The 23,142-nt window shown below is 61.9% G+C and carries 23 protein-coding genes; 8 read left to right on the forward strand and 15 right to left on the reverse strand.

Annotated elements, in window-relative coordinates:
* Positions 1 to 5 precede the first annotated feature (5 nt).
* From DLM_RS10910 to DLM_RS10945, 8 genes are all read right to left on the reverse strand, one after another.
* Positions 6 to 887: a class III extradiol dioxygenase subunit beta gene (locus DLM_RS10910; protein ID WP_089083861.1), complete on the reverse strand. Its 882-nt coding sequence runs from the start codon at positions 885 to 887 to the stop codon at positions 6 to 8.
* A gap of 1 nt (position 888) precedes the next feature.
* Complete coding sequence (ligA, locus tag DLM_RS10915) at positions 889 to 1,332, reverse strand: protocatechuate 4,5-dioxygenase subunit alpha (RefSeq protein ID WP_089083860.1); 444 nt, start codon at positions 1,330 to 1,332, stop codon at positions 889 to 891.
* Positions 1,333 to 1,341: 9 nt separating this feature from the next.
* The gene (locus tag DLM_RS10920) at positions 1,342 to 2,274 is read right to left on the reverse strand and encodes an amidohydrolase family protein (RefSeq protein ID WP_089083859.1); all 933 of its coding nucleotides are present in this window, start codon (positions 2,272 to 2,274) and stop codon (positions 1,342 to 1,344) included.
* Positions 2,275 to 2,284: 10 nt separating this feature from the next.
* Positions 2,285 to 2,968 (reverse strand): 4-carboxy-4-hydroxy-2-oxoadipate aldolase/oxaloacetate decarboxylase, encoded by a 684-nt coding sequence (gene ligK, locus DLM_RS10925; RefSeq protein WP_119313237.1) that lies wholly within the window; start codon positions 2,966 to 2,968, stop codon positions 2,285 to 2,287.
* A gap of 110 nt (positions 2,969 to 3,078) precedes the next feature.
* Complete coding sequence (locus DLM_RS10930; RefSeq protein ID WP_119313238.1) at positions 3,079 to 4,104, reverse strand: amidohydrolase family protein; 1,026 nt, start codon at positions 4,102 to 4,104, stop codon at positions 3,079 to 3,081.
* The gene (locus DLM_RS10935) at positions 4,101 to 5,207 is read right to left on the reverse strand and encodes a 4-oxalomesaconate tautomerase (protein ID WP_089086337.1); all 1,107 of its coding nucleotides are present in this window, start codon (positions 5,205 to 5,207) and stop codon (positions 4,101 to 4,103) included. The genes DLM_RS10930 and DLM_RS10935 overlap by 4 nt, the downstream gene beginning before the upstream one ends.
* Before the next feature lie 134 nt (positions 5,208 to 5,341).
* A complete protein-coding gene (locus DLM_RS10940; RefSeq protein WP_089086336.1) occupies positions 5,342 to 6,121 on the reverse strand; it encodes an IclR family transcriptional regulator in 780 nt (259 codons plus the stop codon).
* 93 nt (positions 6,122 to 6,214) lie between these two features.
* Positions 6,215 to 7,828 (reverse strand): methyl-accepting chemotaxis protein, encoded by a 1,614-nt coding sequence (locus DLM_RS10945; protein WP_089086335.1) that lies wholly within the window; start codon positions 7,826 to 7,828, stop codon positions 6,215 to 6,217.
* A gap of 195 nt (positions 7,829 to 8,023) precedes the next feature.
* On the opposite strand from DLM_RS10945, the gene DLM_RS10950 reads away from it, so the two are divergent.
* Entirely contained in the window at positions 8,024 to 8,683 is a 660-nt protein-coding gene (locus DLM_RS10950) for an HAD family hydrolase (RefSeq protein WP_089086334.1), read from the forward strand.
* Positions 8,684 to 8,759: 76 nt separating this feature from the next.
* Here DLM_RS10950 and aroQ read toward each other — a convergent pair whose 3' ends face one another.
* Both aroQ and DLM_RS10960 read right to left on the reverse strand, forming a co-directional pair.
* Entirely contained in the window at positions 8,760 to 9,203 is a 444-nt protein-coding gene (gene aroQ, locus DLM_RS10955) for a type II 3-dehydroquinate dehydratase (protein ID WP_089086333.1), read from the reverse strand.
* Between the two features lie 10 nt (positions 9,204 to 9,213).
* Positions 9,214 to 10,047: a shikimate dehydrogenase family protein gene (locus DLM_RS10960; RefSeq protein WP_089086332.1), complete on the reverse strand. Its 834-nt coding sequence runs from the start codon at positions 10,045 to 10,047 to the stop codon at positions 9,214 to 9,216.
* Between the two features lie 463 nt (positions 10,048 to 10,510).
* Here DLM_RS10960 and DLM_RS10965 point away from each other — a divergent pair, with 463 nt between their 5' ends.
* Positions 10,511 to 12,139 carry a methyl-accepting chemotaxis protein gene (locus tag DLM_RS10965; RefSeq protein ID WP_167467092.1) on the forward strand — a complete coding sequence of 543 codons (1,629 nt, stop codon included), beginning with the start codon at positions 10,511 to 10,513 and terminating at the stop codon, positions 12,137 to 12,139.
* Between the two features lie 74 nt (positions 12,140 to 12,213).
* Here the strand turns inward: DLM_RS10965 and efeB are convergent, their stop codons facing one another.
* From efeB to efeU, 4 genes are all read right to left on the reverse strand, one after another.
* Positions 12,214 to 13,494 carry an iron uptake transporter deferrochelatase/peroxidase subunit gene (gene efeB / locus DLM_RS10970; RefSeq protein WP_089086330.1) on the reverse strand — a complete coding sequence of 427 codons (1,281 nt, stop codon included), beginning with the start codon at positions 13,492 to 13,494 and terminating at the stop codon, positions 12,214 to 12,216.
* Between the two features lie 40 nt (positions 13,495 to 13,534).
* A complete protein-coding gene (locus tag DLM_RS10975) occupies positions 13,535 to 13,903 on the reverse strand; it encodes a cupredoxin domain-containing protein (protein ID WP_089086329.1) in 369 nt (122 codons plus the stop codon).
* Positions 13,904 to 14,004: 101 nt separating this feature from the next.
* Positions 14,005 to 14,919, reverse strand: coding sequence for an iron uptake system protein EfeO (efeO, locus tag DLM_RS10980; RefSeq protein ID WP_089086328.1), 915 nt, complete (start codon positions 14,917 to 14,919; stop codon positions 14,005 to 14,007).
* Positions 14,920 to 14,954: 35 nt separating this feature from the next.
* Entirely contained in the window at positions 14,955 to 15,800 is an 846-nt protein-coding gene (gene efeU / locus DLM_RS10985) for an iron uptake transporter permease EfeU (RefSeq protein ID WP_089086370.1), read from the reverse strand.
* Between the two features lie 179 nt (positions 15,801 to 15,979).
* Between efeU and DLM_RS10990 the strand changes: the two genes are divergently transcribed.
* The 5 genes from DLM_RS10990 (at position 15,980) to copD (ending at position 20,302) form a co-directional block, all read left to right on the forward strand.
* Positions 15,980 to 17,101 carry an ABC transporter substrate-binding protein gene (locus DLM_RS10990; RefSeq protein ID WP_089086327.1) on the forward strand — a complete coding sequence of 374 codons (1,122 nt, stop codon included), beginning with the start codon at positions 15,980 to 15,982 and terminating at the stop codon, positions 17,099 to 17,101.
* On the forward strand, positions 17,098 to 18,132 hold the full coding sequence (locus DLM_RS10995; protein ID WP_089086326.1) for a FecCD family ABC transporter permease: 1,035 nt from the start codon (positions 17,098 to 17,100) through the stop codon (positions 18,130 to 18,132). The genes DLM_RS10990 and DLM_RS10995 overlap by 4 nt, the downstream gene beginning before the upstream one ends.
* Position 18,133: 1 nt before the next feature.
* Positions 18,134 to 18,916, forward strand: coding sequence for an ABC transporter ATP-binding protein (locus tag DLM_RS11000; protein WP_167467093.1), 783 nt, complete (start codon positions 18,134 to 18,136; stop codon positions 18,914 to 18,916).
* A gap of 151 nt (positions 18,917 to 19,067) precedes the next feature.
* On the forward strand, positions 19,068 to 19,433 hold the full coding sequence (gene copC, locus DLM_RS11005) for a copper homeostasis periplasmic binding protein CopC (RefSeq protein ID WP_145985833.1): 366 nt from the start codon (positions 19,068 to 19,070) through the stop codon (positions 19,431 to 19,433).
* Complete coding sequence (copD, locus tag DLM_RS11010) at positions 19,430 to 20,302, forward strand: copper homeostasis membrane protein CopD (RefSeq protein ID WP_167467094.1); 873 nt, start codon at positions 19,430 to 19,432, stop codon at positions 20,300 to 20,302. The genes copC and copD overlap by 4 nt, the downstream gene beginning before the upstream one ends.
* A gap of 37 nt (positions 20,303 to 20,339) precedes the next feature.
* On the opposite strand, the gene ccoG is transcribed toward copD, so the two are convergent.
* Positions 20,340 to 21,773 (reverse strand): cytochrome c oxidase accessory protein CcoG, encoded by a 1,434-nt coding sequence (gene ccoG / locus DLM_RS11015; RefSeq protein ID WP_089086368.1) that lies wholly within the window; start codon positions 21,771 to 21,773, stop codon positions 20,340 to 20,342.
* A gap of 600 nt (positions 21,774 to 22,373) precedes the next feature.
* On the opposite strand from ccoG, the gene DLM_RS11020 reads away from it, so the two are divergent.
* A complete protein-coding gene (locus DLM_RS11020) occupies positions 22,374 to 23,111 on the forward strand; it encodes a substrate-binding periplasmic protein (protein ID WP_167467095.1) in 738 nt (245 codons plus the stop codon).
* Positions 23,112 to 23,142: the final 31 nt, after the last annotated feature.

Below are 23,142 nucleotides of genomic sequence, written 5' to 3' on the forward strand. Positions count from 1 at the left end.
ATTCCTTATTCCTTGTTTTCCAGAATGGCGTGACCCACGGCGGTATTGGAAGCCGGGACGTGGTAGAAACGGTGCGTCACCTGCGGCAGCGGGCCGCTGCGCTCACCGTTGTTCACGTCGGCCATCGCGCCGCGGGCAATCAGCCACATCACCAGTTCGATACCTTCGCTGCCGGCTTCACGCACATAGTCGATATGCGGCACTTTGGCGCAGGCCACCGGGTCGTTGATCATCAGGTCCAGCCAGTTGTTGTCCCACTCGCGGTTGATCAGCCCGGCACGCGCACCCTGCAACTGGTGGCTCATACCGCCGGTGCCCCAGATATGTACATTGATGTCTTCGTCAAAGCTTTCCACCGCCTTGCGGATGGCCTGACCCAGCGCAAAGCAGCGCTGGCCGGAGGGCACCGGGTATTGCACCACGTTGACGGCAAACGGAATCACCGGGCAGGGCCAGGCGTCCTTCACCGGGTCCAGCTCGCCGCACATCAGCGACAGCGGCACGGTGAGGCCGTGGTCCACGTCCATCTTGTTGACGATGGTGAGGTCGAAGTCCTGCTGGATCACGCTTTGCGCAATATGGCTGGCCAGCGCCGGGTGCCCCTTCACCACCGGCACCGGACGCGCGCCCCAGCCTTCATCGGCCGGTTTGTACTCGGCAGCCGTGCCAATGGCGAAGGTGGGAATCATGTCCAGGCTGAAGGCGGTGGCGTGGTCGTTGTACACCAGGAAAATCACGTCCGGCTTGTTGTCCTTCATCCATTGCTTGGAGAAGTCGTAACCGGCAAACAGCGGCTGCCAGTAGTCTTCCTGCGTCTTGTGCAGGTCCATGGCCACACCGATGGCCGGCACGTGGGAGGTATAAACGGATGCGGTGATGCGTGCCATATCAGTTGCCTTCTTTCTTGCTGCCCGCGCCTTGCGGCTGGCGGTGCGGCTGGGCGTCGCCGTCTTCGCCAAGGTAGCGGTTGCCTTCCACCGAGCGGCCACCGGCCAGCATCATGTTGCGGTATTCCTCTTCGCTCATGCCGGTCATGGAGCCGGCCATCTGCTGGAAGCTCTTGCCGTCGGTGGCACCGATGCGCGCCAGGAAGTAGATATTGCCGCCCAACTGCATGCACCAGTTAAGGTCGCGCGCCATCACCGCCTGCTTCTGTTCTTCCGTCATGGCCCATTCATCGAGATAAGCCCGTTCGTCGGCCAGAAAGCGGGCGCGGTTTTCCGCCTTCATCAGGCTGGTGCAGAACTGGTTCAGCCAGTAGCCCAGGCGGCTTTGCTCGGCATCGAAAATGATGGTGCCGGGCACATCTTTATACGGTTTGTCCAAAGCCATGGCGGCTCCTCAGCATTCTTCCGGCCAGTACAGGCGCATGGGATTGGTGACCAGCAGCTGTTGCTGCAATTGCGGCGTCGGCGCGATATGGGGGATGAAATCCACCAAGAGGCCGTCGTCCGGCATATGGTCTTTCAGATTGGGGTGTGGCCAGTCAGTGCCCCACAGCACGCGGTCGGGGAAGGTTTCCACCAGTTTGCGGGCAAACGGAATCACGTCGTGGTAGGCGTGGCGTTCGCCATCCAGCGCCTTGGGGCCGGTCACGCTCAGGCGTTCCGGGCAGCTGACCTTGGACCAGATATTGTCATGTTCGCGCATCAGTTTCACGAACAATTCAAACTGCGGCCCGTCCACCGGCAGGCTGACATCCGGCCGGCCCATGTGGTCCACCACCACGGTGGTGGGCAGATTGGTGAAGAAGTCCCACAGTTCCGGCAGGTCCTGCGCTTCGAAATACACCACGATATGCCAGCCCAGTTTGGCGATGCGGCTGGCAATTTCCATCAGCTCGTCCTTGGGGGTGAAATCCACCAGCCGTTTGACGAAGTTGAAACGCACGCCGCGCACACCGGCCTCGTGCAGGCTTTGCAGCTCTTCATCGGTAACTGCGCGCCTGACGGTGGCCACGCCACGCGCCTTGCCCTTGCTGGCACGGCAGGCATCCACCATGGCGCGGTTGTCGGCACCGTGGCAGGTGGCCTGCACAATCACATTGCGTTCAAAACCCAGATGGTCGCGCAGGGCAAACAGCTCTGCCTTGCTGGCGTCACACGGGGTGTATTTGCGTTCCGGCGCATAGGGGAACTCCGCCCCCGGACCAAATACATGACAGTGGGCATCCACCGCGCCTGCTGGCAGAGTGAAGGCCGGTTTGGCCGGGCCGTCAAACCAGTCCAGCCAGCCTGCGGTCTTGCTGAAGTCGCCACTTACAGGTTTGCTCATGCTGTCGTCCTCAGTCGATATAACGCAGACCGGCCTTGGCCAGTGGCTCACGCATTGCATACATGTCCAGGCCCAGCACGCCGGAAGCCAGCTTGGCGCGTTTTTCGCCCTCGAACGATTCGCGCTTTTGCGCCGCCGCCAGGGTTTCCGCCGCACGGGCAGCCGGTACGCACACCACGCCGTCGTCGTCCGCCACAATCACATCGCCCGGATGCACCAGCATGCCGGCGCACACCACCGGGATATTCACCGAGCCCAGCGTGGCCTTGATGGTGCCCTTGCTGCTGATGGCGCGGCTCCAGACCGGGAAGTCCATTTCCTGCAGGGTTTTGACATCGCGCACACCGGCGTCGATGATCAGCGCCCGCGCGCCGCGGGCCTGGAAGCTGGTGGCCAGCAGGTCGCCAAAGTAGCCGTCGGTGCATTCCGAGGTAACGCCTGCCACCACGATGTCACCGGGCTGAATCTGTTCTGCCGCCACATGCAGCATCCAGTTGTCGCCCGGTTGCAGCAGCACGGTGACAGCGGTGCCGGACACCTGCTTGCCCGGGTAGATGGGGCGCATATAGGGCTTGAGCAGGCCGACGCGGCCCATGGCTTCGTGTACGGTGGCCGAGCCCAGCGCTGCCAGTGCATCGGCGGCGGCGCGGTCGGCGCGGGTGATGTTGCGGTATACCACTCCGAGTTGGTACATGGTGTTGTCTTCCTTAATCTGTTTTATCCATCGCGTGGCCCATGGCGCACGTGAGAGGCGGTCAACTCCGCAAAAGCTCCGGGTCAGCGCGGGGCTTTTGTTCGCAATGACTACAAGCCTTTAGCTTTCAGGGCAGCATCCAGTCGCGGATACACCCGGCGGGCATTGCCTTCAAAGATTTGCTGCCGCTCGGCATCCGTCAGTGCCGCCGCTTCGATGTAGCGCTTGGTGTCGTCGTAGTAGTGGCCGGTTTCCGGGTCGATGCCGCGTACCGCGCCGATCATTTCGCTGGCAAACAGCACGTTGTCCACCGGGATGACCTTGGTCAGCAGGTCGATGCCCGGCTGGTGGTAGACGCAGGTGTCAAAGAAGATGTTGTTGAGCAGATGGTCCTTGAGCAGCGGCTTTTTCATTTCCTGCGCCAGCCCGCGGAAGCGGCCCCAGTGGTAAGGCACTGCACCACCGCCGTGCGGGATGACAAAGCGCAGCGTGGGGAAGTCCGTAAACAGGTCTGAGGTCAGGCATTGCATGAAGGCGGTGGTGTCCGCGTTCAGGTAGTGCGCGCCGGTGGTGTGGAAGGCGCAGTTGCAGCTGGTGGACACATGCACCATGGCCGGGATGTCGTACTCCACCATTTTTTCGTAGATGGGATACCAGTGGCGGTCGGACAGCGGCGGGCTGGTCCAGTGGCCGCCGGACGGGTCCGGGTTGAGGTTGATGCCGACAAAGCCGTAGTCCTTGATGCAGCGTTCCAGCTCCGGAATGGAGGTGGCCGGGTCGACACCGGGCGACTGCGGCAGCATGGCCGCGCCGATGAAGTGGTCGGGGAACAACTGGCTGACGCGGTAGCACAGCTCGTTGCAGATGGCGGCCCAGGTGGAGGAGGTGTTGAAGTCGCCGATATGGTGGGCCATGAAGCTGGCACGCGGGCTGAAGATGGTGAGGTCGGAGCCGCGCTGTTTCATCAGGCGCAGCTGGTTGCTTTCGATGGTGTCGCGCAGCTCGTCGTCGGAGATCTTCAGTTCGGACGGCTTGGGGCCCAGCTCCGGGGTGGAGAGGTTGTCGATCTGGCGTTTGCGCCAGTCTTCCAGCGCCTTGGGGGCGGTGGTGTAGTGGCCGTGGATGTCGATGATCATGCTTGCTGTCCTTTCCAGATGGCGGAGGGAATCATGACCTCTCCGCGCATGATGAGCCTTGCAGTGCGCAGCAGCGCTGCGCGGATGACGTGTTGCGGGTTGTCCGGGTCCAGTTCCAGGTCCACCGAGAATTCGCCGGTCGGGTGTTCCACCGACACCAGATGGAGGTGGCCGGCCTGCATCTGCGCGATGCCCTCGGTGACCGAGCCTTCCAGCACACAGGCGGTGCCAACCGTCACTGCCGCCAGCACGCCGATGGCGTCGTGGCAGACATGGGGGATGAAACAACGGGTGCTGATGCTGCCGCCGTCGCGCGGCGGGGCAACCAGACACATCTTGGGATAGGTTTTCTTGCTGGCATCGCCCAGACCCATCAGGTGGCCGCATTGCAGGCGCAGCGCTTCCAGCCGGGTTTTCAGCTCGGTATCGGCATTCAGTTCGGCCACGCTTTCATAGCCGCTGCGGCCCAGGTCGGCAGCGCGCAGCATCACCAGCGGCATGCCGTTGTCGATACAGGTGACTTCCAGCGCACCCACGCCTTCCAGTTGCACCACATCCTTCACCTTGCCGGTGGGCAGCAAGCCGGAACACACCGAACCGGCGGTATCCAGAAAGTTGATGGTGATGGGCGAGGCGCTGCCAGGTACGCCGTCAATGCGGGCGTCGCCGTCGTAACGCATCTGGCCGCCCGGCGTTTGTACCGTCACGTCGCACTGCATGCCGGTATTGAGGGTGAGCACGCGGAAGGTGCTGGTTTCACCCTGCGCCGTTACCAGGCCGCGCTCCAGCGCAAAAGGCACCACCGCTGCCAGCATATTGCCGCAGTTGGGCGTGGTATCCACCGTGTCCTTGTCCGGCTGCAACTGGGCAAACAGGAAGTCCAGGTCCACGCCAGGCTGGCTGCCGCGGGAAATGATGCCGACCTTGCTGGTCAGCGGGTGCGCTCCACCCAGGCCGTCAATCTGGCGGCGGTCGGGAGAGCCCATGACAGCGAGCAGCACACGGTCGCGCAATGCCTGATCCTGCGGCAGATCGTCTGCCAGGAAGAAGGGCCCGCGTGAGGTACCGCCACGCATGAACAGAGTCGGGATAGAGGTTTGCATGCGAGGATTGTGTTCCCGCGCCATGCATTAAAAAAGAGCACTATCGCTCTATCAGATATAACACTTTGCTATACATCGAGCGCATGAATGGCAATGGCCCGACAGGCGGGCCATGCATGAAAAAACAGCGCAAATCAGGACTTGAAGTACAGCGAACCCAGCGAGGCCTCACCCAGCTCGCGAGCGGCATCCTGCAACAGGCTGCCCAGCTCCGGCAGCCGGTCCGCCGGAATGCGGCTGGTGGGGCCGGCCAGTGTCACCACGCCCACCACCTTCTGGTTGAGCGGGTTGATGATGGGCGCGGCCAGCGAGGTCATGCCCGGTTCGTAACTGTCCACCGCCACCGCATGGCCACGCTTGCGGGTGGCATGCAGCACCTCCAGAAAGGCGGCAATGGTGCGCGGGGCATTGGGGCCGTAGTCGTGGCCATTGCCAAAGCCCTGCCGGGCGACAATCTGCAAGGCCTGTTCATCATCCAGCCGGGAGAGCCAGGCCGGGCCGCTGGCGGTGCAGAACAATGGCGGGTTGCTGCCCATGTCCGGGTCGTAGCGCAGGCCGGAGCGTGCGCCCTGCGCCTTGGCCACAAAGGTGATCAGCTCGTTCTCGATAATGCCCAGCCGCGCCAGCTCGCCCGAGCTGCGCGCCAGGTTTTCCAGAATCGGCTGCGACACATCAGCCACCCCGCTGGTGGACAGGTAGATCAGCCCCAGCGAAACCAGCTTGAGCGAGAGCTGATACTCGCCCTTCTCCGCATGCTGGCGCACATAGCCTTGCTCGATCAGCATGGCCAGCAACCGGTGCGCGCCACTGCGCGGCATGTTGAGGGTGTCGGCAATGACATGCAGCGGCAGTTGTCCGCCATTACGGGCCAGCAATTCCAGGATTGCCAGCGAACGCTCCATACTGCCTGCCATGTCGTTTCTCCTTGCTGAGTGGTTCCGGATTTGAACACAGTTCAATTTGCCCAGCAAGCCGCCCTCCCCGCATCCGGCCCTTGCCCGCTACCGCTACACCTGAAAGCGCGCCACCGACTGGTGCAAGGCTGCGGTCAGTTGCTCCAGCCGGGCCACATGCTCGCATGCCTGCGCAACCGCGTGGCTGGACTCCTCCATGCGGCCGGAAATCTGCTCGATGTTTTGCGCCACGCTATTGCTGGCCTGGCTTTGCTCGGTGGTGGCTGTGGCAATGCTGCGCACCTTGTCCAGCGCCTGGGCGGATGCGGTGTTGATCTGCTGCAGCGCCTCCCCTGCCTGGGCCGCCATCTGCACCCCCATCGCCACCTGCGGTGCCATGGCCTGCATACCTTGCACCACGGCGGCGGTATCGGCATGCACTGCCTGTACCGTGCTGGCTATCTGCGCAGTGGCGGTGCTGGTGCGTTCGGCCAGCTTGCGCACTTCGTCCGCCACCACGGCAAAGCCGCGGCCCTGCTCGCCGGCACGGGCGGCCTCGATGGCGGCGTTAAGCGCCAACAGATTGGTCTGGTCGGCAATATCACGAATCACGCTGGCAATATCGCCAATCTGGTCGGTGCGCTGCTCCAAAGAACCAATCAGCCGCGAAGCATCATTCACCTGGCTGGCAGCACGGCTGATTTCTTCACCGGCATGCAGCACCAGCGAGGCACCGCGTGCGGCCAATTCCGTTGCCTGGGTGGAGTTGGTCTCGGTCTCGCGCGCGCCCATGGAGATGTGGTCAACACTGACCGCCAGTTGTTCGATGGCCGCAGCACTGGAGGAAATGGCGGCGGAACTCAGGCGCGAGGCATCGTTGATCTGCGCCATCTGCCCGGCCAGATGATGTGACAACTGCCCCACCTGGCTGGCGTTATCCTGGATGCCGCAAATCAGCGTACGCAGATTGTCCTGCATCACCGCGATGGAGGCCATCAGGCTGCCCGCCGGCGCCTCGGCATCCAACTGCCGGTTAAGCTTGCCCGCTGCAATTTCACCGGCCAGTTGGGCCGCCAGATCCGGCTCACCGCCCAGGGCGCGGTAGATTTTCCTGGCCATCCACACCGCCACCCCGCCGATGACGGCAAACATCAACAGCCCGCTGACCATATAACGCAGCGCCACCTCCCAGAAGGCCGCCTGGATGTCATCCGTCCAGGCACCAAAGCCGATCACCCAGTCCCAGCCGTCAATCCGGGTGACACCGTTGATTTTCAACACCTCGTCACTGCCGCCGGGTTTCACCACCATCAGTTCGACAAAGCCGATGTCCTGCGTGGCCAGCACATCCAGATAGCGGTTGAAGTCATGGCGGCCATCCGGCAGCGTCTTGCCGAAATCCACCTGCCCCACGCCCTTGTCTCCAGGCAGCACCAGGCCCAGCGCGCCAGTGGTACGCGCCCACAGATACAGGCTTTTCTGGTAGTGCATGCTGCGCAGGGCATCGATGGCACGGCGCTGCGCCTCCGCCCGGCTCAGTTGGCCGCTTTGCTCCAGTTGCTGGAAATGTTTTACCTGCTGCGCCGCCAGCGTCAGCACGGTGCGGATGGATTCGTGGCGCTGCTCCAGCATGGCAGTGCGCAGGGATGCCAGCCCCATGGCGGCCAGCAGCAAGCCGCCCAGCGCCGCCAAGCCCACGATCAGCCCCAGCCGTGTTGAAAGTTTCATCTACTGCCTCCTCCTGGTGGTATGCAGCACGGACGTTGCCGTGCCATCATCATTTCTGTTTTCGCCCTGCCATCCGGCAAACGCCATGCCAGGGCCCGCCCCATTGTGGGGAATTCCGGCCAAAGAAAGAAGCCACCTTCAGCCATAACAGTTATAACAATATGCTATGGATTGCAGCCATTAAAAGGAAGGTAGATGTTTAAAATCAAGGCAGTGATTTTTGATTGCGATGGCACGCTGGTGGACAGCGAAAGCCTGTCAGCGCGGCTGATCGGGCGCATCCTGCAACAGCATGGCCATGCGCTGGATGAAGCCAGCATCCTGCAGTATTTCCGTGGCCGGCCCTATGCGCGCTTTCTGGACGACATCAAGCAGCACTTTCCGCAACTGGACGGTGAACTGTTCAGTCGTCAGTTCCGTGAGCAAAGCCTGCCACTGCTGGCAAGCGAACTGGACACCATGCCCGGCGCGCATGATTTGCTGGCCGCGCTGCAACTGCCGCGCTGCATTGCCTCCAACGGCCCACGCCAGAAGATAGAAACCAGCCTGCACAGTACCGGGCTGAAGCCCTATTTTGGCGACGCCATCATCAGCGCCTACGAAGTGAATGCCTGGAAGCCGGACCCGGCGCTGATTCAGCACGCGCTACGCCTGCTTGACGCAGCCCCTGGCGACTGCCTGCTGGTGGAAGACAGCGCCTCCGGCATTGCCGCCGGGCTGGCGGCGGGCGTGGCGGTGGCCGGTGTGCATCTGGATGCGGCAAGCGCCGCGCAGTTTGCCGGGCAGATTGCCATCTTCCCCGGCCTGCCCGAGCTGGCGGCGGCCCTGGGGCTTTCCCTCCCCCACCGGCACTAGCCAAAAAAAAGCGGAGGAGCCAGGCTCCTCCGCGCAGGACTGACTGAGTCAGTGTAGGATTGCTGCAGTGAAAAACTTACTGCGCTGCGCTTGCCGCCACAGCGGCGCGCAAGCCCAACAGATAGCTTTCGCTGCCAAAACCGCAGATCTGACCCTGGACGATGTCGGCAAACACCGACAGATGGCGGAAGGGTTCGCGGGCGTGGATGTTGGACATGTGGATTTCCACGATGGGTACGGTGAGGATGGCCAGCGCATCGCGAATGCCATAGCTGTAATGGGTCCAGGCCCCGGCATTGATCAGCACCGCGTCCACGCCATCGGCATAGGCTTGGTGAATGCGCTCGCACATTTCCCCTTCGTGATTGGTCTGGAAGCTTTCCACTTCCACACCCAGCTCACGGCCCAGCGCCTGCAGGCGCGCGTCGATCTCGGCCAGCGTCACCGTGCCGTACTGCTTGGGGTCGCGCTTGCCGAACATATTGTGGTTGATGCCGTGCAACATCAGCATTTTCTGCATCACCGCCTCCTCAGTAACTCAGCTTGGCCACGGCACGCAATTCTTCCGGCGTGGTGCTGCCAAAACCGAAGAATTCCAGATAGGCCGGAATCATTTCAAACAGCATGTCGGTCCCTAGCTGGATACGGCAGCCCTTGGCCTGCGCCGCCGCCAGCAGCGGGGTGATTTCCTTTTTCATCACCACTTCGCCAACAAAGGTGTCCGGGCTGACCCGGTCCATGTCAAACGGCAGCGGGTCGTCGTCCTTCATGCCCAGCGGAGTGGCGTTGACGATCAGCTCGAAACCGGCCGGGTCGTTGCTGCCCACCGATACCTTCAACTGCGGATAATGCTGACGCAAGCGCCCTGCCAGCGCTTCCGAAGACGCGGTATGGCTGTCGAACAAGGCCATTTCGGCCACCCCGGCAGCGGCCAGCGAGGCGGCAATGGCACACCCCACCCCACCATTGCCGGATACCAGCACCTTGCGCCCCTTGAGCGCAAAGCCCTTGCGCTCCACACCTCGCACAAAACCGGCACCGTCAAACTGGTCGCCCAGCAGCGTGCCATCCGGCCGCACCAGGATGGCATTGCAGGCACCGGCAATAGCGGCGGTGGGGGTGATTTCGTCCATCAGGCCCAGGGTAGTAACCTTGTGCGGCATGGTGACCAGTGCGCCGCGCAGATTGGTGAACTTGCGGATGCTGGCGAGCGCCGCCACATAGTCTTCCGGCTTGACGCCAATGGGCATCACCACGGCATCAATGCCCTGGCTGTCGAACCAGGGGTTGTAAATCATCGGAGCCTTAAAGCTCTCGGTGGGATAACCCAGATGGGCAATCAGCGTTGTCTTGCCACTAATCACGCATATCTCCAATCATGTTGCTGTCGTGATGCGCACGCATCAGTCGGGAGGGCCAAAGCCACCGCTCCCTGTTACATTGCTGCATCATCTGCTGTTTGGCAGTGGCATCCAACAACAAAATTGCTCTAACTGATATATCAGTATTGCTGGTTCAGCATGAAAGTCCTGCATTTACGGCATAACTAGCACATATATCCCGCGGCGCGCCAGAAAAAATATTCCAAAGGAATATTTTTTAAATCATGTATATGCACATCAACATGTCCAATAGCTAGTATCCCGTAGCGCAATTCGCTTGTAGTATCCAATCCGCCTAATTTGCATCAAAATGTTTAAATTTAGCCCAATCAATTAAACATATAATTCAAATCTGAAAACCTTATACTTTCATTGACTTATGCTTGCTGGCATTAGGCCGGCGTGCAAACATATTTACTTTTTCCACCAAAGAAATGAGAACAGCATGAAGCTGACCATTGCACAAAGACTGACCGGGACATTGCTGGTTTGCCTGATCGCAATCCTGACCGTAGCCGGCTTCGCCTACAGCAATATGCGCAAGGCACAGGAGCGGGTTGAATTTATCGATAGAAACGTGCTGCCCAGCATAAAACTGCTATACCAATCCACCATTTACGGCGAACGCCTGCGCATCAATATCCGCGACTACATGTTGGCGGGCAATGCCGGGGAAAAAACTGCCGCCAGCGAGCGGCTGCGTGACAATGCCAGCAAGGTGGAAGCCGGGCTTAGCAGTTACGAAACCGGTTTTCTGGCGGACGAGCAGGACAAGCAATTGCTGGCGGCGGACAGGCAATCGCTGAAGGCCTACCTGGACAAGGCCCACGTTATCCAGGCCATGGCGGACGCCAACAATCAGGAGGGTATCAGCAAGGAACTCTCGCAAACCGGCGAGTTCCGCAATCTGGCCAACCAGTTTACCCAAGCGATGGAAGACCACGTTACCTACAACAACAAGATGGCCAAACAACTGACCGAAGAGGGTCTGCACAATTACCAACAGGCAGTCAACCTGTTTGCCACCATCATTGTGTTGGCAGTGCTGGTGGCTGGCGGCCTGGGTTTCACACTGGTGCGGGAAATCCGCCACCGCATGCAGGTCCTGCGCGACAGCCTGCGCCATGTGGCGCAAGAACTGGACTTCACCCAGCGCATCAAGGTTACCCGCCCGGATGAACTGGGCAATGCCGCCGATGCCTTTAACAAGCTGCTGGACACCATGCAAGGCAATCTGCAATCGGTCAAACAGGGGGCGCTGACCATTGCCAGCGTGTCCACCGAACTGGCCGCCACGGCCAATCAGGTAGCCACCGCCGCCCAGCACCAGAGCAGTGCCTCATCCAATATGGCGGCCACGGTGGAAGAGATGACCGTCAGCGTCAACCATGTGGCCGACCGCGCCAGCGAGGCCAACTCCGCCTCCGTCAGCTCCGGCCAGTTGGCCGAACAGGGCAAGATCACCATCAGCAAGGCCGCCAGCGATATTCAGCACATCTCGCGCACCGTAGATGCAGCCTCGGCACAGCTACGCGGGCTGGAAGAAAAGAGCCAGCAGGTTTCCCGCGTGGTACAGGTAATCCGTGACGTGGCCGACCAGACCAATCTGCTGGCGCTCAATGCCGCCATCGAGGCCGCCCGTGCCGGCGAGCAGGGCCGTGGCTTTGCCGTGGTGGCCGACGAAGTGCGCAAGCTGGCCGAACGTACCGCGCAGTCCACGCAGGAAATCGCCTCCACCATCACGGCCATCCAGGAAAGTGCCGAGGTGGCGGTGAAGGCGATGGGACAGGTGGAAACCAACGTGGCCGATGGCGTGCGTGGTGCCGAAGAGGCCAATCAATCCATCGTGGCCATCGGCAGCGGCAGCCAGCGCGCGGTGGTGCTGGTGGATGAAATCACCAATGCCATCAAGGAACAAAGCGTGGCCACCATCAATATTGCCCAGCAGGTGGAAGGCATTGCGCAGATGGCGGAAGAAAGCAGTGCCGCCGCCGGCAATACCGCCAGCTCGGCCCAGCAACTGGACAACTTGTCACGCCAGTTGCAGAACATTGTCGATGCCTACAAGATCTGACCCAGCATCTTGCAGGCAAAATGCCGGCACCTGGTGCCGGCATTTTTTTAGCTGCCCAAGCGCATCTGCTGCGCTCAGGCGGTGGCTTGCAGCAAGGACTGGCCCAGCCAGCCATTGCCTTCCACCCCGGGTAAGGCAAAGAAATAACCACCACCAAAGGGCTTGATGTATTCCTCCAGCGGCTCGCCATTCAGCCGCTTCTGGGTAGCAATGAAGCCGGTTTGCAGATTGGACTGGAAGCAGATGAACACCAGCCCCATGTCCAGTTGGCCGGATTTGGTCAGCCCCAGCGAGTAGCTGTAGCTGCGGCGCAGCAGCCGGGCATCGTGGCGGCCATGCTGGCGGGGTTCGGCACGGCGCATGTGGGAATCCAGCGGTACATGCTGGCCGTGCGGGTCGGCGGCAAAATCAGGGTCGTCAAATTCGTGCTGCTTGCCCAAGGGTGCGCCACTGGACTTGTCACGGCCAAAAATGCCCTGCTGCTCACCCAGCGGTGTCCGGTCCCACTGCTCCAGCGTGAAGCGGATCAGGCGGATGGCAACATAACTGCCACCCTTGGCCCAGGCCGGTTCCTTGTCCTTGTCGTCCACCCACACCAGTGCGTTCATCTGGGCGGCATCGGCGCTATCCGGATTGCCGGTGCCGTCCTTGAAGCCAAACAGATTGATGGGGGTACTGTTGTGGCGCACCGCGCCTGCCGGCTGGAAACCGTCCATTTTCCAGCGCGCCGCCAGCTTGTCCGGGCAGTGCTTGATGATGTCACGCACGGCATGAATCACGGTCTCGCGCGCATTGGCACAGCATTGCAGCAGCAGGTCGCCATCACACCAGGCGGCATCCAGCGCATCATTGGGAAAGGCCGGCATCTGGCTCAGGTGCTGCGGCCGCTGTGCTTGCAGGCCAAAACGCCCATCAAACAAGGAGGCTCCCACCGCCACGGTGATGGTGAGGCGGTCTGGCGACACGGTATCGCCCAACAGGCCGGAATCCGGCGGTGGCAGCTTGGGCGGGCTGACGGCAGCCGGGCCACCACGCGTGAGAAAGGCAATGCGTTCGGTCAGCAACTGCAAGGTCTGTTGCAGGCCTTGGCGGTCTTTGGCCAGTACATCGAATGCAATGAAAATGGCTTCTTGCGGCGCAGGCGTGGTAATGCCGGCCTGATGCGCACCGCGATACGGCACCACTTCGCTTGCCGGATCAGCCGGGCTGGCCAGTTTGCCAAACCAGGCGGCACTGCCCAGCCCACCCGCCAACAGGCCGCCGCCAAACAGCCCGGCGCCACGCAGCAGGCTGCGGCGCTGGGGGTTGGCAATGGCGCTGGTGGCGGCGGTGGCGGGCTTGTCTTGTTCTGTCATGACGTTAGGTCTGTCTGTGTGATGCTGCCTTGCAGCATGTTCATTCAACAATCAGGACACCGTGCGGATTGCTCAGCAGGCCGCAGGTCATTTCGTATTTGCCGGGTTCCAGTTTGGCGGTCAGCTTCTGGGTGAAGCCGGGGGCGATGTTCTCGCGCTCCTCCACCACATACACCCCCTTGAGGATTTCCCATTCCACGACGCGGGCGCTGTTGTTCTTGATCATGAACTGGGTTTTGCCGCGCTTGACGGTAAGCTGCATCGGCTCGCAGGCTTCATCCGTCACCCCGACATTGACAACGGCAATGGCCGGCGCGGCGGTGCTGCCGGCCACGGCCTGGGCCGGTTTTTCCTTGCTGCAGGCGGCCAGCAAGCTTAGCAGCAGGCACAGGGATAATGCTTTGGACATGAATGCTTCCTGAATGCAGCCGGGGCAGCCGCTGGCCGCCCTGACTGTCTGACGGGACACTGCCCCCTGCCATGCGCGGCAAGGGGGCAGCACCAAGTGGATCAATCCAGGCCCAGCACGCCGCGCAGCTTGGACAGATCTTCAGCCAGGGCAGTAATCGGCCCCTTCATGGAGGTACGGTCGGCTTCGCTTACCTTGTCGTAGCTGACAAAGCCTTTTTTGTCCTCACTGCGGTATTTGTCCAGCAGGCTGTCCACGGTCTTGAAGTTTTCATCCACCTTGGCCAGCAAATCCGGGCTGGCCTGCTGCAGCAGCGGACGCAGCAGTTCCACAATCTTCTGTGCGCCATCCACATTGGCCTGGAAGTCCCACAGATCGGTATGGCTGTAGCGGTCTTCCTCGCCACTCACCTTGGTGGCCGCCACTTCCTCGATCAGGCCGGCAGCGCCACCCACCATCTTGGCCGGCGGAATGTCCAGCGTGGCCACGCGCTTGTTCAGCTCGGTGATGTCGGCCACCAGCTTGTCGGCGTACTGGGCCTGGCCCTTGGTGGTGTGATCGCCAAACAGCGCTTTTTCCAGACGATGGAAGCCGGTGAATTTAGGATCGGCGGCCTTTTCCTTGAAATCGTCTTCGCGGGCGTCAATCGCGCTATCCATGTCGGAGAACAGTTCGGCAATCGGCTCGATGCGCTCGTAATGCTGGCGCGTGATGGCATACAGGCCCTGTGCCTTTTTCAGATCGCCGGCCTTGATGGCGGCGGCAAACGCCTTGGACTGGGTCAGCAAGCCGTCCAGCTCGGTGCTGACATATTTCTTGTATTCAGCAATCGGGCCGGCCAGTTGGGCGGTGTAATCCACGGCCGGGGCCGGGGCCGATGCTGCTGCGGCAGAAGCTTCAGCAACCGGCGCACTGCCGGCCTGGGCCGCAGGTGCTTGCTCGGTTTTGCCGCAGGCAGCCAGCGTGGATACCAGCAGAGCCACAACAGACAACTTGAACAGGGCATGGTTTGCCATCAGTGATTTTCCTTCAGGATTGGTGAGCGGTGATGTCAATGGGAGTGCAGCGTGGCACTGGCAGGGCTGGCGGCAGGCTTGCTGCCGCGCATGAACAGGTAAAGGGCTGGCAGCAGATACAGCACCCAGGCCAGCAGCTCGCTGACGGTGGGGGTGTCGTTGTAGCCGAACATGCCGGACAGAATCACCCCTAGCGGGGTGTCGATGGGCAAGACGCGGCTAAGGTCGAACACCACGCCTTGTAGCTGGTTCCACAGCCCGGCTTCATGCAGGGCCTTGACCGCACCGGCCAGCAGACCGGCGGCCACCAGAATGATGAACATGCCGGTAAGGCGGAAGAAGCGGCGCAGATCGATGCGTACCCCGCCCTGGTAGATGCCCCAGCCAATGGCCACGGCGACAGCCAGGCCCAGCAGCGCGGCCAGCCAGGCCAGCGGGTTTTGCGCCTGCTGCTGAAAGGCCGCCAGCAGGAAGAACACTGACTCCAGCCCTTCACGCGCCACGGCAAAGAAGGCCATGCCGATCAGCGCATAAGCCTGACCACGGCCACGGCTGAGCGCGGCGTCGATGGAGTCATGCAACTGCCCCTTGATGGAACGGGCGGCCTGCTTCATCCAGAACACCATGGAAGTGAGAATGCCGACGGCAATCAGCGCCACCACGGCCTCAAACAGTTCTTGCTGCTTTTGCGGGAATTCCTGCTCGGTCATTTCCAGGGCAAAGCCCACGGCCAGGCTGAGCAGGCAGGCAAGGACCACGCCCAGCCAAACGGCAGGCATCCAGCGCTGCTGGCCTGACTGGCGCAGATAGCTGGCGATGATGCCAACAATCAGCGCGGCCTCCATGCCTTCGCGCAACATGATCAGAAAAGGGATGAGCATGATGATGAATATTCTGAAAATGAGAATCATGCTCATTTGCATTTGAACTGTCAACGCCAAATTCTGTCGCTCGGCCACCGCCAAGCCGCTGTCAGCGGGGGCTGCGACAATTTGCCACAGGCTGTCACAGCCGCCGTTGCCTACAATGACGCTCTTGCCCATCATCCCATGCACCAGCCATGTCTGTTTCCTGCCGACTTGCCCTGCTCCTGCTTACCGTTCTTGCCCTGCCTGCCTTGCTGGCCGAACCTGCCCGTGCCAAGCCGCTTGCCATCAGCGACGCCCTGAACCGCAAGGTGGTGGTGGATGTCCCGGCCAAACGCGTGGTGCTGGGTTTCAACTTTGAGGACTTCACCGCCATTGCCGGTGCTGACGGCTGGAAGCGGGTGGTGGGCATCAGCAAAAACCCGTGGGCCGGCTGGCGTCCGGCCAACTGGGCGCGTTACCAGCAGGTGATTCCGGCACTCAAGACCATGCCGGACGTGGGCTATAGCGAGGACAACACCTTCAGCGCCGAAAAAGTGATTGCACTGAAGCCGGATGTGCTGATCCTGCCCGAAGGCAGCTTCAAGGTGCTGGGCACTGCCGTGCAGCAAATCACCCAGGCCGGCATTCCCATTGTGGTGATCGACTACAACGCCCAGACGTTGGAGCGGCACCTGGCCAGCACCCGTGCCATTGGCGCGGTGATGGGCAGCAATATCCGCGCCGAGGAACTGGCGCAGCAATACCAGCGCAAATACCGTGACATCCTGCGCCGCGTGGCGCTGGCCAAGTCCAGCAGCAAGCCGCGGGTGTATGTGGAGCTGGGCCGCGATGGTGCCGACAGCGTGGGCAATACCTACCGCGACACCATGTGGGGCAAGCTGCTGGACACCTTGGGCGCGGATAATCTGGCCAATGGCCGCATTGCCGCCAACTGGGGGCCGCTGAACCCGGAAGCCGTGCTGGCAGCGCAGCCGGACTACATCTTCATTGCCGGTTCGTCCTGGGTAAACCGCCCCAAGGCGGTCAAGCTGGGCTATGACCATAGCGCGGCCGATGCGCGTGCCAGCCTGCAAGCCTATCTGGGCCGCCCCGGCTGGAGCAGCCTGCCGGCAGTGCGCCAGCAGCATGTCTATGCCATCGAGCACGGCCTGTGCCGCAGCCTGAACGACTATACCGCCATGGCCTTTATCGCCAAGCAGCTATATCCGGCGCAGTTTGCCGATGTCGACCCGCTGGCCGAATTGCGCCAGTACCACCAGCGTTACTTGCCCGTCGCCTATAGCGGCAGTTGGCTGCTGGGGCTCAAGCCATGAACACACTCAGCCTGGCCATGACAGCCCGCTGGCCGCACGCCCTCACGCGGGCCGGAGTCCTGCTGCTGGGACTGATACTGCTGGGCGGCAGCCTGCTACTGGACATTGCCAGCGGCCCGGCACAGTTGAGCATCACCCAAGTGCTGCACAGCCTGCTGCAAGGCGAAGGGGGCGATGGTGTCATCGTGTGGCAAATCCGCCTGCCGGTGGCGCTGATGGCGCTGGCAGTGGGCGCGGCGCTGGGGGTGTCCGGCCTGATCATGCAGACTGTGCTGCACAACCCGCTGGCCTGTAGCTACACGCTGGGCATTTCCGCCGGTGCCGGTTTTGGTGCGGCGCTGTTCATCGTGGCAGGCAGCAGCCTGGGGCTGGCCGAAGCCTGGGGCCTGCCGCTGTGCGCACTGGGCTTTGCCTTTGTTGCCGGGGCGGCAGTGCTATTGATAGGCCGACGCCGCGGCGGCAATGCCGAATCCTATGTCTTGGCGGGCATTGCCCTGCTGTTTCTGTTTCAGGCGCTGCTGTCGCTGCTGCAATACCTGGCCGCGCCGGACGCGCTGGCGCAGATCGTGTTCTGGCTGTTCGGCAGCCTGTACAAAAGCGGCTGGCATGCGGTGGGCCTGATGTGGCTTACCCTGCTGCTGGGCGGTGGCTTGCTGGCACGGGACGCCTGGCGCTTTACCGCGCTGGGCTTGTCCGATGAACGCGCCGCCAGCCTGGGCATTGCCGTGGCCCGCCTGCGCTGGCGGGCGCTGGCCCTGGTGTCCTTGCTGACCGGCGTGGCGGTGGCCTTTGTCGGCACCATCGGCTTTGTCGGCCTGATTGCCCCGCACATGGCACGCATGCTGCTGGGAGAAGATCACCGTTACCTGATTCCCGGCGCGGCCTTGTCCGGTGCCTTGCTGCTGTCGCTGGCCTCGCTGCTGGGCAAGTGGCTGTCGCCCGGCGGTTTGATTCCCATCGGCATTGTCACCGCGCTGATCGGCCTGCCGTTTTTCCTGCTGCTGATCCTGCGCGGCAAGGATGGACAATAAAATGCTGCAACTGGAGCAACTCTCGGTAAGACTGGCCGGGCGCACGGTACTGCATGGACTGAACCTGCACAGCGGGCCGCGTGGCAGCATCACCTGCCTGCTGGGCCCGAATGGCTCGGGCAAATCCACCCTGCTGCGCACCCTGGCCGGGCAACTGGCCTATGGCGGCTGCATCCGCCGTACCGACCAGCCCGACTGGCGGCATCAAACTGGCACGCTGCCCGCTGCCGTGGCCTGGCTGCCGCAGGACTGCGGCAGCAGCAGCCGGCTGAGCGCACTGGAGGTGGTGCTGCTGGGCAAGGTGCAAACCCTGGGCTGGCGGGTGCCGCCAAGCTTGCGGCAACAAGCACGCCAGCAACTGGCACTGCTAGGTTTGTCCGCGCTGGAACAACAGCCGCTGGGCCAACTGAGCGGCGGGCAGCGCCAGATGGTGTTTCTGGCCCAGGCACTGCTGCGGGCACCGGAAATCCTGCTGCTGGACGAGCCCATCAGCGCGCTGGACCCGCAACACCAGCAACAGGTGCTGGGGGTGATCGAACAGCAAACCCGCCAGCGCAATATGCTGACCATCATGGTACTGCACGACCTGAACGCCGCCCTGCGCTACAGCCAGCATGCCCTGCTATTGCAGGCAGGGCGGCTGCTGTCCGCCGGACCCACCGCCCAGGTGCTAAGCCCAGTCCTGCTCAGCCAACTGTATGCCACCCCCATCCACAGCGTGCCGGCCGACGATGGCTTCCCCCTGCTTTACCATGGCCGCCAGCCTGCCATGGCGGGAGGCTGACACCATGCCATGCCGGGGCGGCGGCAAGACCGGTTTTTGCCATTCCCCCCGCAACGCGGCTACCCGAGTTCCGGCCTATGGGTTAGCATCCTGCCTCTCCGGCTGGCACCAGGCCGCACCATTCATGCTTTTTCACCCGACAGGAGTTGTCATGCTGCGTTTTATCCGTTCCTCCATGCTGATTGTTGCTGCCAGCCTGCTCACCACCACGGCGGCCTGGGCGCATGCCCACCTGAAAACTGCCGAACCGGCCGCCGACAGCGCGGTCAGCACACCGGCCAGTTTGAATCTGACTTTTTCCGAAGCGCTGGACGTGAAATTCAGCGGCATCAAGCTCAGCAACGCCGCCAAACAGGAGGTTGCCCTGGGTGAAGCCACGCTGGGCAATGGCGGCAAGACCCTGGTGGTGAAACCGGCCCAGCCGCTGCCAGCCGGCAGCTACCAGTTGGAATGGCATGTGCTGTCGGTGGACGGCCACAAAACCAAGGGCAGCTACCGCTTCAGCGTGAGCAAGTGAATTCTGCTGATGTCCTGCTATGGCTGTGCCGCTGGCTAACCCACGGCGCAGCGCTGTGGCTGTGGGGTAGCGCGCTCTTTCTGCTGGCGCTGGTGCCTGCCGGAGTACGCCAGCCCATCTGGCAGGCGCTGGCGCGCTGGCAGCGCCGGGCCAGCCTTGTCATCCTGCTGGCCACGCTATGCGCGCTGCCGCTGCACAGTGCCATCCTGGCCGATGGCTGGACAGATAGCTGGCAGCCTGCCACCTTGCTCAGCGTGGCCCGCGATAGCGGCATTGGCCACGCCTGGTGCTGGCAGTTGGCCGCCGCCCTGCTGTTGTTGCTGAGCAGTTGGCCGCGCCGCAGCTTGACCTCGCCGGGCATCAGCGCGCTCAGCAGCGCTGCGCTGCTAAGCAGCCTCACCCTCAGCGGCCATGCCGCCATGGATGGCCTTGGCCACCAGTTGACTGATCTGCTGCACCTGCTGAGCAGTGGCGCATGGCTGGGCGCACTGCCGCTGGTATTGCGACTGAGCGGACCATCCGCGGCGGCCTCCCCCGCCGTGCTGCGCCAGATCATGCTGCGCTTTTCCACTGCCGGCCACGGCGTGGTGCTGCTGGTGATTGCCAGCGGCCTGGGCAATCTCTACCTGATCAACGGCAGCCTGCTGCCGGATAGCCCATCGCCCTATGCCATCCTGCTGGGCCTGAAGCTGCTGATGGTGGCCGGCATGACACTGCTGGCGCTATACAACCGCTACTACCTGGTGCCGCGCATGGCCAGCAGCCCGCGCGCCCTGCCCTGTTTCCAGCGTGCCGTGCGGCTGCAGATTGCCCTGTGCCTGCTGGCGCTATTGCTGCTGGCCTGCCTGGGCACACTGGACCCGCACTGACCTCCTGTTGCAGCGCACCGGTCGCCCCCCCACCGCCTTATTCGCCGATGAAGCTGGATTTTTCCTCCACCACCAGCGCGGGATTGTCCAGCGACTGCACCCGGAACCGGATGGGGTGGCTGCCGCGGTCGGCGTATTGCGGATCCACCACCACCCGCACCCCAAGGCCCTTGCTGTCGGCAGCCTTGATGGATAAGGGCTGCGGCTTGGCAATGGCAATTCCCGGCAGACCGCTCACACTGATGCTGAAGCGCTGATCCTGGCTGGTGGTGTTGATCACGTTCAGCAGATAGCTGTTTTCCAGCCGGCCATCGCCGGTTTCCTGCACCAGCGAGGCGCGATCACGGATCACATCCACCTTGAACGGCTTGCGCATGGCAAAGGAAATACCGGCCGCACTGGTGGCCACCAGCAGCAGCAAGGCATACAGCACCACACGCGGACGCCGCAGCCGCGACAGGATGGCCGTTTCCGGATAGCGCCCCTCCAGCGCATGTTCGGTGGTGTAGCGAATCAGTCCGCGCGGGTAGGCCAGCTTGTCCATCACTGCGTCGCAGGCATCGATGCAGGCAGCACAGCCTATGCACTCATGCTGCAGGCCGGCACGGATATCGATGCCGGCCGGGCACACTTGCACGCAAATACCGCAGTTGATGCAGGAGCCCAAGCCCTGCTGCTGCGGATTGCTGCCCTTCTTGCGCGCACCGCGCGGCTCGCCGCGGGCGGCATCATAGGAAATCACCAGCGTGTCGGCATCGAACATCACACTCTGGAAGCGGGCATAGGGACACATGTACTGGCATACCTGTTCGCGCATCACTCCGGCCAGCAAATAGGTGCAAGCCGCGTAGAAGAAGATCCAGAACAGCTCCCACGGTCCGTAATCAAAACCGGGCAGCGCTGCCAGCAGCGCGTGAATCGGGGTGAAGTAGCCCACCAGGGTAAAGCCGGTCAGCAGGGAAAAGGTCAGCATCAGGCTGTGCTTGATCAGCTTGATGCGCAGCTTGCGCAGGCTCCAGCCTTGCTGGTCCAGCTTGCTGCGCTGGCTGTGGCTGCCCTCGGTCCACTGCTCTATCCACAGCATGATTTCGGTATACACCGTCTGCGGACAGGAATAACCGCACCACAGGCGGCCGGCGATGGTGGTCCACAAAAACAGGCCGAAGGCCGAGATAATCAGCAAGGCCGCCAGGTAGATGAAATCCTGCGGCCAGATAATCAGGCCAAACAGGTAGAACTTGCGTTCCACCAGGTCGAAATTCACCGCCTGCCGCCCATCCCAGCGTAGCCAGGGCAGGCCCAGAAACACCAGTTGGGTGAGCACGACAAACACAATGCGCCAGTTGTTGAATCGGCCACGCACACTGCGCGGGTAGATTTTCTTCTGCGCGGCATATAGCGATACCACCTCCTGCTCGGCAGGTTTGGCGGGAGCGACCTCAATGGGGATTTTCCTGAATGAACCGGACATAGATTCCTTGGTGGGCGTGGCTGCAGGCAAGCGGCTGGTCTTGTGCCAGCGGCACAGCAGCCACGGTGAGATGCACTGCATGTGTAAAATATCGCATTACGATATTATTTGCCGACCAGAATGACAAGTAAGACCCACGATAGGCGGCCCACCGCCTACAAGCCCATCACCGGACAATAGCGCCACGATCATGCAGATTCGCCGCAGCTTGCCCACAGTTAGCCGCACGCCAGCATCCGCAAGGGCAGTACGTCGACAATGAATGTGTATTTAAAATGCAACATAAATCGGGCAAAGCGGCGCGCAGTCCGGCCCCGGCGGCACAGGTGCCTGGTGGCAAGGCTGCGGCTGAGTTGCGGTCAGCCGCAGCGCAATGACAAGCAAATTACCGCCCGATTATTAATCATAAAATCGGCAGCAGTGCTTAATTTTTCAGCGCGTATTGATAATAAAGGCTGTTTAAGCAAGCACCGACACCGCATCAGCCATCCCTCGCCACCTGCCGCAGCAGCATGCCAATACATTGGCATTTTCATCCGGCTCGGCTATGTATTAAAGAACAGATCAACCGCAACTGCTCTTGTGGCAAGGAAGAATGGCATGTCAGTCCTACCGGTCACGCTGCTTGCCAGCGTCATCATGCTGTTATGCCACTGCGCCCAGGCGCAGGATGCCGCCAGGGTGATTGATCTGGAATGTGATCATCTGCCACCGATGTGCAGCCAGGGAGGGGAGCAGCCTGGGGGCATGATGATAGAAATCGGCAGCGAGGCCATCCGCCGTGCCGGCTTTATTCCCAATGCCAAGATACGCCCATGGAAACGGGCGATGCAGGAAGTGACCTCCAGCGCCAGCGCATTGATGATTTACTTTGCCCGCACACCGGAACGCGAAGCGCTGTTTAACTGGATTGCCGTCACCAATACCACGGATTTCGGCTTCATCACCCGCGATGGCAGCCCGGCGCTGGACAGCGTGGCGCAGGCCACGGCAGCCGGTCTGATCGGCATTCGCGCCGGCTCCAGCGTCCGTACCTGGCTGCTGCGCCAAGGCGTGCAGAGCGAGCAACTGGTGGAAAGCCCGCTGGAAGACATGGCCAAGATGCTGAAAGCAGGACGGGTGGCCAGCTTTTTTGGGGCAGCCACCACCTTCAAGCCGATTTACCAGCGCCAGAACGGCGTCCCGCCGGTGGTGGGTGCGCGCATGTACAGCGACCAGAACTGGATCGCCTCAGGCCGGATGTTCCCGCGTGAGGATGCCGCCAGGATTGCCGAGGCCATCAACCGCATGAGGCAGGATGGCTTCATCAACCAGGTCATCAGCAAATACTTCCCCTAGCCCCGCATGGCGGCTGGAGCAAGCACATCAT

Source organism: Aquitalea magnusonii (assembly GCF_002217795.2).
In the GTDB taxonomy this organism is placed as follows: domain Bacteria; phylum Pseudomonadota; class Gammaproteobacteria; order Burkholderiales; family Chromobacteriaceae; genus Aquitalea; species Aquitalea magnusonii_B.

What these genes read in the sequence shown, in the direction of transcription:
- DLM_RS10910 (WP_089083861.1), bottom strand. Translation starts at nt 887, where the DNA reads ATGGCACGCATCACCGCATCCGTTTATACCTCCCACGTGCCGGCCATC.
- ligA (WP_089083860.1), bottom strand. Translation starts at nt 1,332, where the DNA reads ATGGCTTTGGACAAACCGTATAAAGATGTGCCCGGCACCATCATTTTC.
- DLM_RS10920 (WP_089083859.1), bottom strand. Translation starts at nt 2,274, where the DNA reads ATGAGCAAACCTGTAAGTGGCGACTTCAGCAAGACCGCAGGCTGGCTG.
- ligK (WP_119313237.1), bottom strand. Translation starts at nt 2,968, where the DNA reads ATGTACCAACTCGGAGTGGTATACCGCAACATCACCCGCGCCGACCGC.
- DLM_RS10930 (WP_119313238.1), bottom strand. Translation starts at nt 4,104, where the DNA reads ATGATCATCGACATCCACGGCCACTACACCACCGCCCCCAAGGCGCTG.
- DLM_RS10935 (WP_089086337.1), bottom strand. Translation starts at nt 5,207, where the DNA reads ATGCAAACCTCTATCCCGACTCTGTTCATGCGTGGCGGTACCTCACGC.
- DLM_RS10940 (WP_089086336.1), bottom strand. Translation starts at nt 6,121, where the DNA reads ATGGCAGGCAGTATGGAGCGTTCGCTGGCAATCCTGGAATTGCTGGCC.
- DLM_RS10945 (WP_089086335.1), bottom strand. Translation starts at nt 7,828, where the DNA reads ATGAAACTTTCAACACGGCTGGGGCTGATCGTGGGCTTGGCGGCGCTG.
- DLM_RS10950 (WP_089086334.1), top strand. Translation starts at nt 8,024, where the DNA reads ATGTTTAAAATCAAGGCAGTGATTTTTGATTGCGATGGCACGCTGGTG.
- aroQ (WP_089086333.1), bottom strand. Translation starts at nt 9,203, where the DNA reads ATGCAGAAAATGCTGATGTTGCACGGCATCAACCACAATATGTTCGGC.
- DLM_RS10965 (WP_167467092.1), top strand. Translation starts at nt 10,511, where the DNA reads ATGAAGCTGACCATTGCACAAAGACTGACCGGGACATTGCTGGTTTGC.
- efeB (WP_089086330.1), bottom strand. Translation starts at nt 13,494, where the DNA reads ATGACAGAACAAGACAAGCCCGCCACCGCCGCCACCAGCGCCATTGCC.
- DLM_RS10975 (WP_089086329.1), bottom strand. Translation starts at nt 13,903, where the DNA reads ATGTCCAAAGCATTATCCCTGTGCCTGCTGCTAAGCTTGCTGGCCGCC.
- efeO (WP_089086328.1), bottom strand. Translation starts at nt 14,919, where the DNA reads ATGGCAAACCATGCCCTGTTCAAGTTGTCTGTTGTGGCTCTGCTGGTA.
- efeU (WP_089086370.1), bottom strand. Translation starts at nt 15,800, where the DNA reads ATGCTCATCCCTTTTCTGATCATGTTGCGCGAAGGCATGGAGGCCGCG.
- DLM_RS10990 (WP_089086327.1), top strand. Translation starts at nt 15,980, where the DNA reads ATGTCTGTTTCCTGCCGACTTGCCCTGCTCCTGCTTACCGTTCTTGCC.
- DLM_RS10995 (WP_089086326.1), top strand. Translation starts at nt 17,098, where the DNA reads ATGAACACACTCAGCCTGGCCATGACAGCCCGCTGGCCGCACGCCCTC.
- DLM_RS11000 (WP_167467093.1), top strand. Translation starts at nt 18,134, where the DNA reads ATGCTGCAACTGGAGCAACTCTCGGTAAGACTGGCCGGGCGCACGGTA.
- copC (WP_145985833.1), top strand. Translation starts at nt 19,068, where the DNA reads ATGCTGCGTTTTATCCGTTCCTCCATGCTGATTGTTGCTGCCAGCCTG.
- ccoG (WP_089086368.1), bottom strand. Translation starts at nt 21,773, where the DNA reads ATGTCCGGTTCATTCAGGAAAATCCCCATTGAGGTCGCTCCCGCCAAA.
- DLM_RS11020 (WP_167467095.1), top strand. Translation starts at nt 22,374, where the DNA reads ATGTCAGTCCTACCGGTCACGCTGCTTGCCAGCGTCATCATGCTGTTA.